This is a genomic window from Streptomyces sp. 1331.2, assembly GCF_900199205.1.
In the GTDB taxonomy this organism is placed as follows: domain Bacteria; phylum Actinomycetota; class Actinomycetes; order Streptomycetales; family Streptomycetaceae; genus Kitasatospora.
Genome location: NZ_OBMJ01000001.1, coordinates 562,469 through 578,221 on the forward strand (window position 1 = coordinate 562,469; position 15,753 = coordinate 578,221).

Below are 15,753 nucleotides of genomic sequence, written 5' to 3' on the forward strand. Positions count from 1 at the left end.
CGGGGACATGTCCGCAGGTCCCGCGCCGGGGGCAGGAACGTTTGCCCCGACGGGCACCGCCCCCGGTACCCACAGGTAGCAGGGGCCCCACGGGAGCCCGTGTCACCCCCGCCCGGCGTCCCCGATGATGCCCAGCCACGGCCCGAACTCGCTCTCCAGCACCAGTCGCCCGAGCTTGCGGTACTCCCCGACCACCGCGGCGACCAGCTGCGCCATGCCCAGCGGGGCGCCCGTCCCGGCGGCCAGGTAGGCGGCGGAGACGGCGCAGGCCCGGATGGAGCCGCCGGTGAGCTCGAAGTTCCGGGCGCAGAAGTCCAGGTCGAGGTCGTCGCCGCGGGGCAGCCGCGGCCCCAGGCAGCGGTCCCAGAGCACCCGCCGCTGCGCCTCGTCCGGCAGCGGGAAGTCCGCGATGACGTCCAGTCGGCGGGTGAACGCCTCGTCGAGGTTGGCGCGCAGATTGGACGTCAGCAGCGCGATGCCCTCGAAGGACTCCATGCGCTGGAGGAGGTAGGCCGTCTCCACGTTGGCGTGCCGGTCGTGGGCGTCCTTGACCTGCGAGCGCTTGCCGAACAGCGCGTCCGCCTCGTCGAACAGCAGGACGCCGTTGACCTGCGAGGCCTCGGTGAAGATGCGCTCCAGGTTCTTCTCGGTCTCGCCGATGTACTTGTCGACCACGGTGGACAGGTCCACGACGTACAGCTCCATGCCGAGTTCCGCGGCGACGACCTCGGCCGACATCGTCTTGCCGGTGCCCGACTCCCCCGCGAACAGGGCGATCACGCCGTTGCCGCGGCCGCCGCCCGGGCGCATCCGCCACTGGCCGAGCACCTGGTCTCGGTGCCGGGCCCGCAGCACGAGTTCGCGCAGCCGGCCGGCGGTGGGTTCGGGCAGGACCAGGTCCGCCCAGCCGACCGCGGGCTCGATCCGGCGGGCCAGGCGGGCCAGACCGGCGCCGTTCTGCGCCCGTACGGCGGTCCGCAGGTCCTCGGCGCGCACCGGACGCCGCTCGGCGGCCGCCGTCCGGGCCGCCACCGCGGCGGCCCGCTCCAGCTGCTCCTGGTCGACCCGGTAGGCGGCCACCGCCTCGGCCAGCTCCGGCGGCAACGCGCCGTCGGCCGACTCCCCGGCCAGGGCGCGGGCCCACTGCTCGGTGCGGTCGCGCGCGTTCGGCGGCGGGACGGTGACCACCACGGGACTTTCCCGTGCCCAGGCCGGATCCCACACCTGCGGGCCGTGCACGACCAGCGGGACGGCTACTCGCCCGCTCGCCTCTTGGACGCTCGGAGCGCCTGCGAGCTCCGCGCACAGCTCGCGCACCAGGGCGGCGCGCTCGGGACGTTCGGGTTCGAGCCGGTCCAGCGGGCCGAGCACCACCCCGCACCCGGCCAGCCGGGCCTCGCGGGCGAGCACCCGGACGACTCCTCCGGCCGGGCGGGCGGCCAGCGCGGCGGCGTCGACGACCAGGGGCGGCGGGCCGTCGGCCGCCAGGGCCGCCACGGCCAGCGGGCCGGCCGTCCCGGCCCGGTCCAGCAGGTGCACCGGCCCGCCGCACGCCGCCACGGCGCGCAGCCGGTCGGCGGCGGGCCGGTCGACACCGGGCCAGGGGCGCTCCTCGGGGGCGGCCCGGCGGGCCACCCCGGCGAGCGCGCCGTCCGGTTCGTCGTCGCCGAGCAGATGGGCCGTCACCCGGTCCGGCACGCGCAGGGTGCGGGAGAGCAGCGGGCGCTCCGGCTCGCCGACCTCCAGCAGGCCGCCGGCGATCAGCGGGGCCCGGACCGAGAAGCGGGAGCGGCCCGCGCCGGCCCCGGGCAGTCCGCACAGTTCGAGGGCCAGCCCGATGGTCGCCCGGCGGCGGGTCAGGTCGTCGTTGAGGTAGCCGTAGAGCTGTTCGAAGCGGGTGTCGAGGTCGGGGGCGAGGGCCACCAGCAGCAGGTCGAGGTCCACCGGCAGCAGCCCGAAGGCGGCGCTGAGCCGGGCGAGCCGCGAGCCGGGCGGCGGCGCGGGCGAGTCCCCGGCGGCGGCGTTCCGGGGGTGGGCGCCCTCGGGCGCAGCACGGCCGCCGTGCACCGTGGCGGAGGCCGCCAGGATCCGTTCCACCGCCTCCGGGCCGAGGTACTGGCCCCGGTACGGGTCGTCCGGGTCCGGGTCGTCGGCCCGGCGCTCGCGCACCGCCGTACGGACCCGTTGCTCGACCCGGTGCAGCCGCTCCCAGAGGTGGTCGGGGCCGGTCGGCGCCGGCCGGGTGGCCGTTCCGAGGTCCGGGCTCATCGTGCCCCGCCGCCCCTCGGCCGGCGGCCCGGCGGCAGCCCGCGCTCGCGGGGCGCGGCGAAGCCGTCGGCTCCCGGGTCCGTACCGCCGTGGTAGCGCAGCCGGCGGCCCGGACCTCCGGTGCCCGCCGTACCCGGCGCGTCCGCCGCGTCCGCCCGGCCGATGGACTCGGTGCGCACCACCAGTCCCTCGGTGACCGGCGGTCCGGCCGGGGTGCGGCCGCCGGGCAGCGGGGCGAGCAGCCTGAGGTCGATCGAGGGGCGCAGCTCCCCGCCGAGCCCCGACCAGACGTCGGACACCGAGGGCAGGCCGGTGTCGCGCCCGGCGATGTCGAGCCCGACGGTCAGTCCGAGCTCGGCGAGCGTCCCGGTGAGGACCCGGGCGGGCAGCGCGTCCACGGCGGTCAGGCACTGCAGGACCTCGGCCAGCAGCCGGTGCTCGTCCTGCGGCCGGTTGGTCCAGACGGTGACCAGGTAGGCCAGCTCGAACCAGCGGGGGGCGGGGCGGTGGCCGACCACCAGGCCGTCGGCGTCGTGCTCGGCGATGGTGCCGGCCTGGCGGCGGCCGGTCTCCTCGCGGATCCCGTAGAGGAAGACGCTGACCGTCGGCGCGGTGCGCCGGGCGGTGAAGTCCCGGGTGGGCGCGTCGAAGGCCACCTCGATGCCGCGCTCGGGCAGGCCGGCCTCGGCGAGCAGCAGCCGCAGCGCCTCGTCGACTTCGTGGATCACCGGCGTTCCACCTCCCCCGGCGGGCCGATGTTGCCCTCGACCACCAGGAAGGGCGTGGTCACCGGGGAGAATCCGGGGCCGTCGGCGGTGATGGTCCGCGGGCCGGTCTCGTCCTTGGGGAGGATGAGCAGCTGACCGGCGAAGGTGCCGTCGGCCCGGGGGAAGGTGGGCGCCGCGGCGGCGGTGATGCCGGGCTGCCAGGTGAACCGCACCGGTGCCCCGGGCGGGAAGTCCACGCCGCGCACGGAGGTCACGAAGCCGGGCTTGCCGATGGGCGGGACGGCGACGATGCGGGGCTGGAGGATGCGCAGCGGGGTGCTCGCCCGGTGCGGTCCGGGGGTGGCGTCGGTGCCGGTGGTGGTCAGTTCGGCGGTGATGGTGGTCTCCAGTACGGCCACGGGTGCGAGCACGACCCGGACCACCTGGCTGCCGCCGGGGCGCAGGTCGGCCAGGGTGCAGCCGGTGCTCCGGCAGCCGGGCGGCAGTGCCTCGGTGGGCACGCCCGCGGGCAGGCCGAGGGTCAGGCGCAGCCCGGTGGCGAGGGCCTGGCCGGTGTTGCGCACGGTGTAGCTGACGGTCACCCGGCCGCCGACGTAGCCGGGGTTGGGCTGGGCGTCGACGGACACCTCCGGGCCGGCCTGCGGTGCCGGGACCGTGTCGGGGGCCGGCGGGGGCGGTGGCGGTGCGGGGGTCGGCGTGGCGGGCGGTGTCGGGGTCTCCGAGGCGGTCGGTGACGGCGTCGGGGTGGGGGTCGGCGAGGGGGTCGGTGCGTCCTGCACCGGCAGCAGGGTCTGGGCGGAGTCGTCCTCGGGGTTGGGGTCGGCCACCGTCCCGGTGACGGTCCAGCCGAAGGGCTGGGTGCCGCTGCGGGTGCCGATCAGACGGGCCGTCACCCGGACCACCGCGTGCGGCGCCAGGGTGCCGAGCTCGCAGCGCAGCGCCCCGGCGTCGCACGTCCCGACCGGGCTGGTCAGCGCGCCGAGCCGGGCGCCGGTGGGCACCGAGGCCGTGAGGACGGTGCCGGGCGAGGGCGCGGGGCCCTTGTTGGTGACGGTGATCGTCACGTCCGTGCCGCCGTCGACGGGGACGACCGGGGTGCGCCCGGGTGCGCTGAGCGCCAGGTCGACGGACTGCTGGACGGCCGGCTCCTTCTGGCGGCCCGGCAGTCGCCGGTCGAGCGGGGTGAGGCTGCGGGACGCGAAGTCGTAGAGGGCCAGTCCTTCCGGCGAGTTCGGCGGCAGGGCGCGGCGCGCGGTGAGGACCAGCTGGGCGCTGTTCGCCGTCCAGGCGACGTCGCGGGGCTGGAAGGGGCCGGCGTCGGTGGTTTCGGGCAGCGGGCGGGTGCAGGCGCCCTTGTCCCCGTCGAGCCCGGTAGGCAGGACCACCGTGCAGTCGGCGCCGGTGGGCGAGGCGACCAGGATGCCGTCCCGGCGGTTGTTGCCGCCGTCGCCGGCCTTGCGGTTGAAGGCGATGCGCCGGCCGTCGGGCGAGAACGCGGGGCTGTCGTCGATGACGTTGCAGGCGCCCGGGCAGAGCGTCCGGCTGAGGTCGCTCTGCCGGGTGAGGTCGTCGGCGGGCACGGTCCACAGGTGCAGGTTGCCGGCGTTCCCGTCGACCACCGCGGTGCGGGAGAAGACGATCAGCTTGCCGTCGGGGGACCAGAAGGGCTGGCCGTCGGAGGCGCCCTGCTGCCCGGCGGGTGGCTGGACGGTGCCGACGATCGTCCCCGTGGAGACCTCGGCGATCAGGATCCGTCCCGGGCGCCCGGGTTCCCGGCCGGTGGCCGGGGTGCTGCGGCTGAACACGACCAGCCGGCCGTCCGGCGAGACGGAGGGGTCGGTGTCCCGGTCGAGCGGGCCGCGCCCGGCGAGGTTCATCGGGTGCGGGTCGCCGCCGTCGGCGTCGGCCAGCCAGATGCGTTGGATCCGCCCGGCGGGCGAGTCCTCGTAGCGGGTCACCACGATCTGCCGGCCGTCGGGCGTGTAGGTCTGCCGCTCGTACCAGGGGTCGAAGCCGGGGCGGGGGTGGAAGAGCGGGTCGGCCGCCGGGTCGGGATCGGTGTTGGCGGCGGCGGCCGGGTCCTCCCGGAGCACGCTGACGCCCAGGTCGCGCGGGTCGCCGCCGTCGGGCCGGACGTCCTGGACGTCGGCGACGTTGGAGCCGGATGCGCTGGTCTGCTCCACCACCGGGCCGCCCCCGCTCTGGGGGCCGAGCCAGGTCGGCGTGGCGGTCAGCCGGTCGGCCCGGTAGAGCAGTCGGGGCGGGGTGCAGTCGCAGGTCGGTGCCCGGTACAGGTTCACCACCGGCGGCTGGGTCGGGTCGGGCTGCGGGCTCGGGTCCTTGGGGTCGAGCAGGTCGGCGCTGAGGAAGAGCACCCCGGTGCCGTCGGCCAGCCAGGCGGCGGAGCCGGTCTTCCAGGTGGAGCCGGTGCCGGGGAAGAAGGCCTTGTCGCCGCCGGTGGGCGAGGTGAGCATCAGGGTCCGGCCCTGGTCGCCGCCCTTGTCCCAGGTGTAGACGATCTGGTTGCGGTGCGCGTCGTCGTTCACCGGGTTCCAGGTCGGGTCGACGGCGTCCCCGACGTTCACGTCGGTGACCTTGACGGGCGCGCCGCCGGTGAACGGCCGCAGGTAGATCTGCCGGTGGGACGGTTCGCCGGTGCACGAGTACGCGATCCACTTGCCGTCGGGCGAGACGGTCGGGTGGGTCTCGTCGGCCGCGCCGTCGGTGATCCTGCGCAGCCCGCTGCCGTCCCGGTTCACCGCCCACAGGACGCTCTGCGGGGTTCCGTCGTCGCGGGGCTCCCGCGACTCGAAGACCACGCCCTTGCCGTCCGGGGCCAGTGCCGGGTGGGCGGTGTCCATGCCGGTGGTGAGCCGGTGCACCGCGCCGGCCGCGTCCCGCAGGTAGACCTGGGGCAGCGGGCCGTCCCGCAGGCTGGTGAAGACCAGTTCGTCGCCGCGGGCGGAGGGGTCCTGGTCGAAGTGGACCGGGCCCGGCCCGAACAGCGGGGTGCTGGACTCCGTGCCGGTCACCCGGCCGAGGCCGCGGTGGTTGGTACCGGCGAAGACGATCCGCCCGGCGGCCGGGTCGGCCACGGCGGCCGGGGCCGCGGGGACGCCCTGGCCCCCGGGGGCGGAGCTGCCCAGGGTCACCACGGCGGCGGCCAGCGCGAGCAGCACCGCGACGGCGGCCCGGGCCGGCCGCCGGATGGAACGGGGAGTGCCGGTGGCGCCGATCACGCTCGACCTCACAGGTTGACAGGGGCGGTCTCCGGCAGTCTCCCCGGCCCGGGCGCCCGGGAACAGGGCCCGGGCACCCGAGCCGGGGGTAACGACCGGTGTCCCCGGAGGGCAGCCCGCCGGGGGCGGCCGGCCCGGTGGCCGCCGTCGGGCCGGCCCGGGCCTTGTCTTCACACCCCCGCCTGCGGGCCGACGCCGGCGCCCGCGCTCTCAGATGAGTCCGCGCCGCATGGCGTAGCCCACGGCGTGCGCCCGGTTGCGCAGGCCCAGCCGCGTGATGATCTCGTGCAGCACGTTCTTGACGGTGCGTTCGGAGTACGAGGTCTTGGCGGCGATCTCGCTCGTGTCGAAGCCCTCGGCGACCAGCCGGAGCATCTCCGCCTCCCGGGCCGTCAGGGTCGACAGGGTCAGGCCGCGCCCGTCGAGCATGGTGCGCTGGAGCATCCCGATCCGGTCGAGCAGTTCGCCGAGCAGGTCCCCGGGCATCACGCCCTCCCCGTTGGCCAGGGCGGTGATCAGGTGCACCAGCCGGTCCTGGTCCGCCTCCGAGCGGCGCAGCACGGCAGCGACCCCGTTCTCGACGATGGTCTGCAACCCACCGGCCTCGAACTGACCGACCACCAGGCCTATTCGGCCCGAGGTGGCGAGCCGTAGCCGGCGCAGGTGCTCGGCCACCGCCTCGGTCAGCGCGTCGACCACCAGCAGGGAGACCTCCGCCCGCGCCGCGTCGGCCTCGCTCAGCAGCTCCACCTCGGGCCGCTGGCGCAGCTGTTGGACGACGCCGGTCTGCAGGATGATGTCCTCCGCGTACACCGCCACGGGCACCTGGGCGGGCTTGCCGCGCACCTGGGCGGGGATGCCCGCCCCGGCCCGGCGGGCGCCGGCAGAGCGTGGTGCCACCACCGTTCGCCGGGTGGTGACGGCCTCCTCACGGGCTGTGTCGGTCGAAGTCATCGTCGTACTCCATCTCTTCACTGGAAACAAAGGGTGGTGGCGGCCGGCGGCCGCGGGCGGGACCGGCTCCGGCCGGGGGCCGGGTCTTCGAGCTCCCGCCTGCGCCGCGACGGGGCCGGGCAGGGCCGGTCCGTCCGCGCGGGCAAGGGGCGTGCCCACAGCTTGCCCGTACGGCCCTCTCCCCGGACGGTCCGACATGCCTACCGTCACACCATGACCACATCCGCCGAACTCGGCCTGCCCGCACTGACGGTGGCGCCCGGTGGCGTGGCCACCACGACCCTGACGGTACGCAACGACCTGGACATCGTTGAGGCGTACTCGCTGGAGGTGGTCGGCGACTGCGCCGCCTGGACGACGGTCGAGCCGGCCCGGGTCTCCCTCTATCCGGGGACCTCCGAGACGGTGACGGTGCGCCTGGCGCCCCCGCGTTCGCCGAGTTCGCGGGCCGGGGAGTTCCCGCTCGGCATCCGGGTGTTGCCGGCCGAGCACCCCGAGCTGGTGACGGTGCCGGAGGCCACGGTCACCGTGACGCCGTTCCAGGAGCTGCAGGCGGCGCTCGCGCCGCGCCGCCGCCGCGGCTGGCTGCGCGGACGCTACCGGGCCTCGGTGCGCAACCTCGGGAACGCGCCCGGCACGGTGGCCCTGACCCCCGGTCAGGCCGGCGAGGACCTGCGGTTCCGGGTCACCCCGGAGCGACTGCGGCTCGAACCCGGCGAGTCCGCCGAGCTGCGGCTGCAGGCGCGCGCCCGCAAGCTGATCTGGTTCGGCAAGCCGGCCTCCTGGCCGTTCGAGGCCACGGTGGGCCCGCAGGAGGCCGCGGGCGGTACGGAGGGGGGCGGCCAGGGCACGAGCGGCACCGCTTCGGACGGCAAGACCCCGACTCCGGCTCCGGCCCCGGCCACCGCCCCGACGGCCCTGCAACGGCCCGTCCTGGAGGGCGAGTTCCTCCAACTGCCGGTCTTCCCCAAGTGGCTGCTCGCGCTCCTGGCGCTGCTGATCGCGCTGCTGCTGGCCTGGTTCGCGCTGGTCCGCCCGGCGGTGCGCAGCTCCGCGAAGCAGGCCGCCGAGCAGGCCGTCGCCGTCGCCCAGCAGAGCCCCACCCCGGCCGCGCCGCCCGCCGGCACTCCCGAGGGCGGCGCGCCGACGGCCCCCGCCGCCGGGAGCACCGGCAGCCCGGCCAAGCCCGGCTCCGGGCAGCCGGGCACCGGCGGCCGGACCTCCGGTCCGGGTGGCCTGGCGGTGCCCGGGAGCGGGCAGCAGGGCTCCGCCACGATCGACGTGCAGACCGCGAACGGCGCCGCCGCGACGGGCAGTTACCAGGTGCCGCACGGCAAGGTCTTCGACATCACCGACATCGTGGTCGCCAACTTCCAGGGCGACCAGGGGCTGGTGACGATCACGGCCGGGAACCAGACGATCACCACCATCGCCTTGGAGACCTTCCGCAACCAGGACTACCACTGGGTGACTCCCATCCAGGTCCCCGAGGACCAGGCAGTGACGGCGAGCGTGACCTGCGAGTCACCCGGCACGCCGGCCTCGGGCAAGCAGGCGGCCACGTGCCACGAACTCCTCAACGTCAGCGGGACGCTGAGTGACATCAGGCAGGGGAACTGATTCGGTGTGCAGGCTGACTTTCCTCTCCGGGCGTCCGGGGCGGAAAGGTGCCCGGATGCCGCGAATACGTCAATAGGCCCTCGTCCGCCCGGACCGACCCGTTCGTCCACGTGTTCTCCCCCTCCCGTATCTCCTCTCACATCCTGTGACCATGTCAACACCCGCCGGATACCGTCGCTGGTCCGACCGGCTGCGACAACCCGTCCGGGCCCGTACCAGCCGGGCCGGACTGCCCTTCCGGGACAGTCCGGCCTGTCCCTGACGGGCAATCAGTACGGCCCTGAGGGGCAGCGAAGTCTGCCCCGGTGCGCAGCTGACGTCCCGCCTACTCGGCAGTAGCGTGGTGCTGCTCCCGTACCGGAGGCGCCGACGGAGCCGCCCGCGCACCGACCGACCCCTCCAGAAGGAGGAATCACGTGCGCGCTCACGAACCGCAGCGGCGAGCCGACCGCTCCCCCGCCGCCACCCGCCCGGTGCGCTCGGGCGCGGGGGCCGGCAGTGCCCTGGCCCTGCAACGGACGATCGGGAACGCCGCGGTGGCCCGCCGGATCGAGCGGGCCCGGCGCGGATCCGCCGGTGCCGCCGGTGCCGCCGGTGCCGGGCCGGAGGAACTGCCCCTGCAGCGCTCCCTGGTGCACGAGGTGCTGCGGACCGCAGGACGGCCGCTGGACGGCACGACCCGCCGCGACATGGAGTCCCGCCTCGGGGCCGACTTCTCCGACGTACGGCTGCACACCGGCAGCACGGCCCGCGCCTCCGCGGCCGAGGTCGGCGCCCGCGCCTACACCTCCGGCAACCACGTGGTCCTCGGCGAGGGCGGCGGAGACCGGCACACGCTGGCGCACGAGCTCACCCACGTCATCCAGCAGCGCCAGGGGCCCGTCCCCGGCACCGACCGCGGCGACGGCCTGCGGGTCTCCGACCCCGCCGACCGCCAGGAACGCGAGGCGGAGGCCAACGCCGTCCGCGCCCTGTCCGCCCGGCCGGTCCACGAGGAGGCGCCCGCCGGCGTCGGTCCGGGCCCCGGCCCCCGGGCCGGGGAGGCGGTGCAGCGGATGCCGCCCAAGCGGGACGCGGAGACCGCCGGCATCCGCGGGAGCAGCCCGCCCGCGACGGGCCGGCGCACCCGGGGCAAGGCCCGTGCGGAGAACCTGGACCTCAACCGGCCTGTCCTGGAGTTCGAGTCGGAGTACGAGGGGCCGTCCACCCAGAAGCTGCGCGCCTCCCAGAGCATCGGCTTCCGGCAGGTGGCGCGGTTGAAGAACCCGCCGGGCGCGCCGCAGCGGGTCTCCAGCAACTACCACTTCTGGCAGGAGGTCTCCGACTCCAGCGTGCAGGTCATCGAGTCGGGCGAGGAGTTCAAGGAGCACGCGTCCAACCGCGGGTGGGTGCAGGACGGCCCCTACCGGCCGCGCTACACCAACGCGGTCATCAACGACGTGCAGGACAAGATCGAGTTCAACGACAACCCCGGCTTCTCCACCACGGCGGCGATGACCTCCGGGTACTGGCTGAAGTCCTACACCGTCACGTTCCGCTGGAAGGTCGCCCGGAACACGGGCACCTGGAACCGGAACGCGCCGTGCTGGAGCAGCCCGGAGGTCCAGCACACCGTGGTCTCGGAGTTCGACCCCGCCGACCCCGAGAAGGACGCCCCCATCACCGCACGCCCGGCCGGGCACTTCACCTGGAACGTCGACCTCTCCACGCCGGCCGCCGAGGCGGCGGACTGACCGGCTCAGTGGCGGGCGAGCCCGTCGAGCATCGACTGCAGGGTGAAGTCGAAGCGTTCGTGGCCCGCTCCGGCGGTGAGTTCGGCGGCATGGCGCCTGAGCTGGGGGAAGGTGTCCGGCAACGCGGCGAAGCGGCTGCGCAGTTCGTCCCGGCCGACGCCCCATCCACTGGCGCAGTGGCCGCGCAGGGAGGCTTCCAGGGCGTAGGCGTTGACGTAGAGCAGCAGGGAGTCGATGCCCCAGGCGGCGGCCTGCGGGGCGACGCCTCCGGCGAGCAGGACGGCGAGCATCCCTTCGGCCAGCCGCAGGGTGTCCTCGTTGGTGGGGGCGGCGGCGAGCGCGGCCCGGGAGAGGCCGGGGTAGCGCAGGTACTGGTCGCGCAGCCGGGTGCAGACGCCGGTGATCTGCTGCCGCCAGGCGGCCGGGTCCGGCGCGGGCAGGTCGATCTCCGCGCAGAGGCGGCCGATGAGCAGTTCGCCCAGGTCCTCCTTGTTGACGACGTGGGCGTAGAGCGACGCCGGGCCGGTGTCCAGGGCGGCGGCGACCCGGCGCATGGTCAGCGCCTCGTAGCCCTCCTCCGCCACGATGCCGAGCGCCGCGTCGACGACGGCGTCCACCGTGATCGGCCTCGTCCGCCGCCCCCGCGCCGGCAGCGCGCCCGCCTCGGCGTCGGGCCGGAGGTGGCGCGCTGCGCGGCGTTGCTGCGGGGTGGATGCCATGGCCCGAGCGTACCGGAGGATCGAACCGCGTTCCGTAGCGGACGAACAGCGTTCCTCCGGCCCCTCCGGGAGGGGTCACCAGCACATCCGCTACTGCCTGGGGCCGGCCACGGCGTAGAGCAGGGTGCCGGTCACCAGCAGGGCCGCGGCGGTCGCGGTGGACGCCGCCGTACCGGGCGGGAAGAGCATCCACTTGGCCACCTCCCCCACCCGGCCGTCCGGGGTCGGGACGAGCACGGTGAACCCGAGCCAGCCGGTCGGCAGGGCCCAGGCGAACTGCGCCCCGCACAGCACCGCCCCCAGCGCGGCCAGCCCGACCAGGCCGGCGCTGTCCCGGACGACGACCTCGACGGGGGCGAGCTGCCCTCCCGCCGCCCGGACGGCCAGCAGTGCCGCACCGGCGGCCGCGCCGATCAGCAGCACGTGCGCCGCCCGGCGCGGCGCCCAGCGGATCGCGGCCGTCCGCTCCAGCACGACGTCCGGCCCGCCGAGCCCGACGGAGCCCGCCACCACGTTCGCGGTGAGCGCCAGGACCACCGTCCCCAGGTCCGCCGGGCCGCCCCGGTCGAACAGCCACACCGCCGCCGCCACCAGCAGGACCACGGCCGCCGAGGCGGGCACCTGCCGGGACCGCGCGTACAGGGCCGACCACCTCATCGCGGCTCCTCCCCCGCCAGGACCGGAAGCCAGTTCCGGCCCGGGCAGGACAGGGCGGCGGCACGGAGCCCGACGATCCGCGCGCGCTGCTCGTCCGGTGGCAGCGCCGTCAGGCCCTGCCAGGCGGCGTCGGCCTCCGCCCAGGTCCGGAGCGCGTACGCCTCCGTGCCCTTCTGCTCCAGCGGCCGCAGCCCGGGGTCGTGCAGGGCCCAGCTCGCGGCGACGCTCTGGGCCGCGATGTCGGCGTGGTCTCCGCTCTCCCGGTCGTTGTACGGGCGACAGTTCGGCACCAGGCCGTACCCGACCAGCAGGCGGGTCAGCTGCTCGCCCGTCGTCCCGTCGAGCAGCCGGTCGTCGAAGTCGACGAGTACCGTGCCCCCGGTGATCCCGCGTGCGTCGCCCAGCGCGCGCAGCGCGGTGTCCTCCCGCACCGAGGTCGGCGCCGCGTCGCCCAGGACGCCGTGCAGCACGCTCAGCGCCTCCCTGCCGCGCAGGGCGAGCTCGGGCAGGCGCGAGCTGTTCGCCCGCGTCACGCACACCGGTCCGTCGCAGACCTGGGCGGCGGCGGCCCGGTCGACCACGTAGGTATCGCGCGGGTCGCCCGGGAGCACCGGCAGGGCCAGCGCCGCGCCGGCCAGGACGGGGAGCACCGCGAGCAGCCGGGCCCGGCGGGTCACCGCCGAGAGCAGCGCGAAGCCGGTGGCGAGCAGGCCGAGCAGCCAGAGCGCCTGGCCCAGGTGCACGGAGCCGGCGAGCGTCAGCAGCATCTGCCGCGGCTCCGCGATCGACGGTGACAGCTGGGCGAGCCGGTTCGGCGCCGTGCTCGACGGCAGTGCCCCGTCGCTCCTCGCGTTCACGAGGACGTCCGCCAGCAGGAGGGCGAGGACCACCAGGGCGGGCGGGGTGAACACCGACGGCAGCGTCCGCGCGACGCCCATGCCGAACACGGCCCCCGCGACCAGGGCGAGCGCCGCCACCAGTGGGATCGGCAGCCAGCCGAGGTGCGTGAACGTGGTGGCGCCGAGGGCGACCTGGACCCCGCCGACCGCGACGACCAGGCCGAAGCCCGAGGCCAGCGCGAGCGCCAGCGCCCCGGCCGGCAGCGCTGCCCGGCGCCAGGCCGGCCGCGGTGTCGTCACCAGCAGTTCGGCCATCCGCGAGCGGGCGTCGCGAAGCCCGTACACCGCGCCCAGGCCGACCACGAGCGGCCACCAGAAGGCCAGCAGGTACCGGGTCCACAGGGCCATGGAGGTCCACTGCGCCGTCCACCCTGCGCCGCCCCGCCACCAGACCCCGTCGATCAGGCAGAAGACCGCCAGGCTGCCGACCCCGACGACGAGGCCGGGCCAGGGGGCGGCGGAGCGCTTCAGCTCGGTGCGCAGGAGTCGTCCGATCACCAGGTGCCCCCGGCCGGCCGGAGGTGCGCAGCAGTGCCGAGTAGCCGCGCTCCAGCGGGCTGTCGCCCGGGTGCTCGGCGCTGCCCGCCGCGGCGAGGTCCTGCGGCGTGCCCTGGAAGACCAGCCGGCCCTCGGCGAAGAGCACCACGTCGGAGCAGGCGGCGGCGACGTCCTCGACCAGGTGGGTGGAGACGACCACGCAGGTGTCGCGGCCGAGCTCCTGCAGCAGTTCGCGGAAGCGCAGCCGCTGCGCCGGGTCCAGGCCCGCGGTCGGCTCGTCCAGCAGCAGTACGGCGGGGTCGTTGACGATGGCCTGGGCGATGCCGGCCCGCCGCACCATGCCGCCGGACAGGGTCTTCATCCGGTGGTCGGCGCGGTCCGCCAGGCCCACCCGCTCGACGGCCCGCTGGACGGCCCCGGGGATGTCCGCCTTCGGGACCTCCTTCAGCCAGGCCATGTACTCGACGAACTCGCGCACCGTGAAGCGCTTGTAGTAGCCGAAGTCCTGCGGGAGGTAGCCGATCCGGCGGCGCAGGGCGCGGTGGTCGCCCGGCCGGCCCACCGGGGTGCCGAGCAGTTCCAGCTCGCCCCCGGCGGGGCGCAGCACGGTGGCCAGCGCCCGGATCAGGCTGGTCTTCCCGGCGCCGTTGGGCCCCAGCAGGCCGTGGGCGCCGGTGCCCAGGGCGAGGTCGAGCCCGTCGACGGCCAGTTTCCGCCGTCCGACGCGGACCTTCAGGCCGTCGGCCCGGATCTCCCAGGCGTAGGTCTTCGGCGCGGTGTCGGCCGTGCTCGTCATGGGCGTCATGCGGTGGTGCCTGTCATGCGGTGGTCCCTTTCGAGGGGCTTGGGAGTCTTCGGGGTGTTCAGGGTCTTCAGGGGCTTGGGGGTCTTCGGGGTCTTCGGGGTCTTCGGGGTGTTCAGGGTCTTCAGGGTCTTAGGGGTCTTCGGGGTCTTCGGGGTCTTCGGGGCGAGGACGGCGTCACAGCGTCGGATACGCGTTCCTGCGGACGACCACCGCGCCGGCGCCGAGCGCCAGCAGCAGCCCCCACAGCGGCAGTTGCTCCGGCTGGAGGGCGGCGGGGACGCGGCCGGAGACCCACGCGGGTGCTGCGACGAGGGCGCCCCAGGCGGCGGCCAGCCCGACGGCGGCGCGGGTCACGCCGACCACGCTGCCCAGCGCCAGGGCGGTGGAGGTGAAGGCCAGCGAGGGCAGCAGCCACTGCGCGGCCGTCATGGTGCCGGTCAGCCGGCCGCCCGCCAGCAGCGCGGGCACGACCACCAGGAGCACCGCCGTGGTGCGCCGGAGCAGCAGGGGCAGGCCGGCCCGGGCGGTCGAGGCCGTCAGTTCGTACGCCGGGTCGAGGGCCCGCGACCAGGCCGCGGCGACCCCGCACAGCGGCAGTACGGGTGCGAGCGGCAGCACGGGCGAGGCCGTGCCGGACAGCAGCGGCGGCGCGAGGGCGGCCAGCAGCAGCGCGATCAGGGTCACCAGGGCGGTCGTCGCCAGCCACGGGGTCAGCACCGGTGTCAGCCAGGCCGACACCCACCGGGGGCGGAACCGGCGCGCGGGCGGGCGGCCGGCCGCGTCCAGCTGCGGTGCCAGGCCGGCCCGGACGGTGTCCACGAGGGCGGCGATGCCGGGCGCCCCGGTGGCCACGGAGTCGGCCAGGCGGCCGCGGCAGGGCGCGCAGGTCTCCAGATGGGCCTCCAGCGCCCACACCGTGTCCGCCGGCAGCGCCGTGTCGCCGCGGGCGTAGTCGGCGATCAACCGCGTCGACGCGTGGTCGCCGCCGCTTCGCCCAGGTGGCTCGCGCCGCGGGTTCCGCTCGCGCCGCTGGTTCCGTTCGTTTCGCTGGTTCCGCTCCCTCATGCCAGTGCCTCCCGCATTGCGATCCGGGCCCGGCGGGCGCGGGTCTTGACCGTGCCCTCGGGCAGTCTGAGCAGGACCGCCGTCTCCCGGACGGAGAGCCCGTCGAGCACCGTGGCCTGCAGTACCTCGCGCAGTTCCGGCGCCAGCCGCCGCAGCGCGTCGCCGACGTCACCGCCGACGGTCCCGGCGAGCGCCTCCTCCTCCGCCGCGGGCACCACCGCCCGCTCGGCGGCGGCGACCGGCGGCTCGGCGTGGTGGGCCCGGCGCCGGAACGCGTCGACCAGACGGCGCGCCGCGATCGTCCACAGCCATCCGACGGCCGTCCCGCCGACCGCGCTCCCGGCGAACGCGCCGGCCGCGCGCCACACCGCCAGATAGGTCTCCTGCATGACCTCGGCGACGATCTGCTCGTCCGCGCAGCGGCGGCGCAGCCGCACCGCCAGCCACGGCGACGTCCGCCGGTACAGCTCGTCGAACGCCCCGCGGTCGCCCCTGGCCACCAGCCGGACGAGGCGTTCCTCGTCCAGCTCGTCCAGTGCTCTCCTCCGTGATCTCACACCAGCCAGAC

At 75.8% G+C, this 15,753-nt stretch carries 11 protein-coding genes and 1 pseudogene; 2 read left to right on the forward strand and 10 right to left on the reverse strand.

Annotated features, from left to right (window positions below):
* Positions 1 to 102: 102 nt before the first annotated feature.
* From CRP52_RS02535 to CRP52_RS02550, 4 genes are all read right to left on the reverse strand, one after another.
* A complete protein-coding gene (locus CRP52_RS02535) occupies positions 103 to 2,268 on the reverse strand; it encodes an ATP-binding protein (protein ID WP_097234868.1) in 2,166 nt (721 codons plus the stop codon).
* Complete coding sequence (locus CRP52_RS02540; RefSeq protein WP_097234869.1) at positions 2,265 to 2,996, reverse strand: DUF4255 domain-containing protein; 732 nt, start codon at positions 2,994 to 2,996, stop codon at positions 2,265 to 2,267. Before CRP52_RS02540 ends, CRP52_RS02535 begins: the two co-directional genes overlap by 4 nt.
* Complete coding sequence (locus tag CRP52_RS02545; protein WP_257032242.1) at positions 2,993 to 6,235, reverse strand: hypothetical protein; 3,243 nt, start codon at positions 6,233 to 6,235, stop codon at positions 2,993 to 2,995. Before CRP52_RS02545 ends, CRP52_RS02540 begins: the two co-directional genes overlap by 4 nt.
* A 210-nt stretch (positions 6,236 to 6,445) precedes the next feature.
* On the reverse strand, positions 6,446 to 7,189 hold the full coding sequence (locus tag CRP52_RS02550; RefSeq protein ID WP_097234870.1) for a helix-turn-helix transcriptional regulator: 744 nt from the start codon (positions 7,187 to 7,189) through the stop codon (positions 6,446 to 6,448).
* 213 nt (positions 7,190 to 7,402) lie between these two features.
* Here CRP52_RS02550 and CRP52_RS02555 point away from each other — a divergent pair, with 213 nt between their 5' ends.
* Together CRP52_RS02555 and CRP52_RS02560 are read left to right on the forward strand one after the other, a co-directional pair.
* Positions 7,403 to 8,809, forward strand: coding sequence for a COG1470 family protein (locus CRP52_RS02555; protein ID WP_179852663.1), 1,407 nt, complete (start codon positions 7,403 to 7,405; stop codon positions 8,807 to 8,809).
* 416 nt (positions 8,810 to 9,225) lie between these two features.
* Positions 9,226 to 10,542 (forward strand): eCIS core domain-containing protein, encoded by a 1,317-nt coding sequence (locus tag CRP52_RS02560; RefSeq protein WP_097234871.1) that lies wholly within the window; start codon positions 9,226 to 9,228, stop codon positions 10,540 to 10,542.
* Positions 10,543 to 10,547: 5 nt separating this feature from the next.
* Here CRP52_RS02560 and CRP52_RS02565 read toward each other — a convergent pair whose 3' ends face one another.
* From CRP52_RS02565 to CRP52_RS02590, 6 genes and pseudogenes are all read right to left on the reverse strand, one after another.
* Positions 10,548 to 11,261: a TetR/AcrR family transcriptional regulator gene (locus CRP52_RS02565; RefSeq protein ID WP_097234872.1), complete on the reverse strand. Its 714-nt coding sequence runs from the start codon at positions 11,259 to 11,261 to the stop codon at positions 10,548 to 10,550.
* A 90-nt stretch (positions 11,262 to 11,351) separates the two neighbouring features.
* Positions 11,352 to 11,918 (reverse strand): hypothetical protein, encoded by a 567-nt coding sequence (locus CRP52_RS38020; RefSeq protein WP_121178920.1) that lies wholly within the window; start codon positions 11,916 to 11,918, stop codon positions 11,352 to 11,354.
* Positions 11,915 to 13,315, reverse strand: a complete 1,401-nt coding sequence (locus CRP52_RS02570; RefSeq protein WP_097234873.1) for a hypothetical protein — start codon at positions 13,313 to 13,315, stop codon at positions 11,915 to 11,917. The genes CRP52_RS38020 and CRP52_RS02570 overlap by 4 nt, the downstream gene beginning before the upstream one ends.
* Before the next feature lie 13 nt (positions 13,316 to 13,328).
* Positions 13,329 to 14,120, reverse strand: a pseudogene (locus CRP52_RS02575) (ABC transporter ATP-binding protein); the annotation flags it as partial.
* A gap of 174 nt (positions 14,121 to 14,294) precedes the next feature.
* Entirely contained in the window at positions 14,295 to 15,083 is a 789-nt protein-coding gene (locus tag CRP52_RS02585; protein ID WP_097234874.1) for a zf-HC2 domain-containing protein, read from the reverse strand.
* Between the two features lie 98 nt (positions 15,084 to 15,181).
* Positions 15,182 to 15,742: an RNA polymerase sigma factor gene (locus CRP52_RS02590; protein ID WP_179852665.1), complete on the reverse strand. Its 561-nt coding sequence runs from the start codon at positions 15,740 to 15,742 to the stop codon at positions 15,182 to 15,184.
* Positions 15,743 to 15,753: the final 11 nt, after the last annotated feature.

Bases quoted from the DNA above. Each gene is read 5' to 3' on its own strand.
- CRP52_RS02550 (WP_097234870.1), bottom strand. From the start codon at position 7,189: ATGACTTCGACCGACACAGCCCGTGAGGAGGCCGTCACCACCCGGCGA.
- CRP52_RS02555 (WP_179852663.1), top strand. From the start codon at position 7,403: ATGACCACATCCGCCGAACTCGGCCTGCCCGCACTGACGGTGGCGCCC.
- CRP52_RS38020 (WP_121178920.1), bottom strand. From the start codon at position 11,918: ATGAGGTGGTCGGCCCTGTACGCGCGGTCCCGGCAGGTGCCCGCCTCG.
- CRP52_RS02535 (WP_097234868.1), bottom strand. From the start codon at position 2,268: ATGAGCCCGGACCTCGGAACGGCCACCCGGCCGGCGCCGACCGGCCCC.
- CRP52_RS02565 (WP_097234872.1), bottom strand. From the start codon at position 11,261: ATGGCATCCACCCCGCAGCAACGCCGCGCAGCGCGCCACCTCCGGCCC.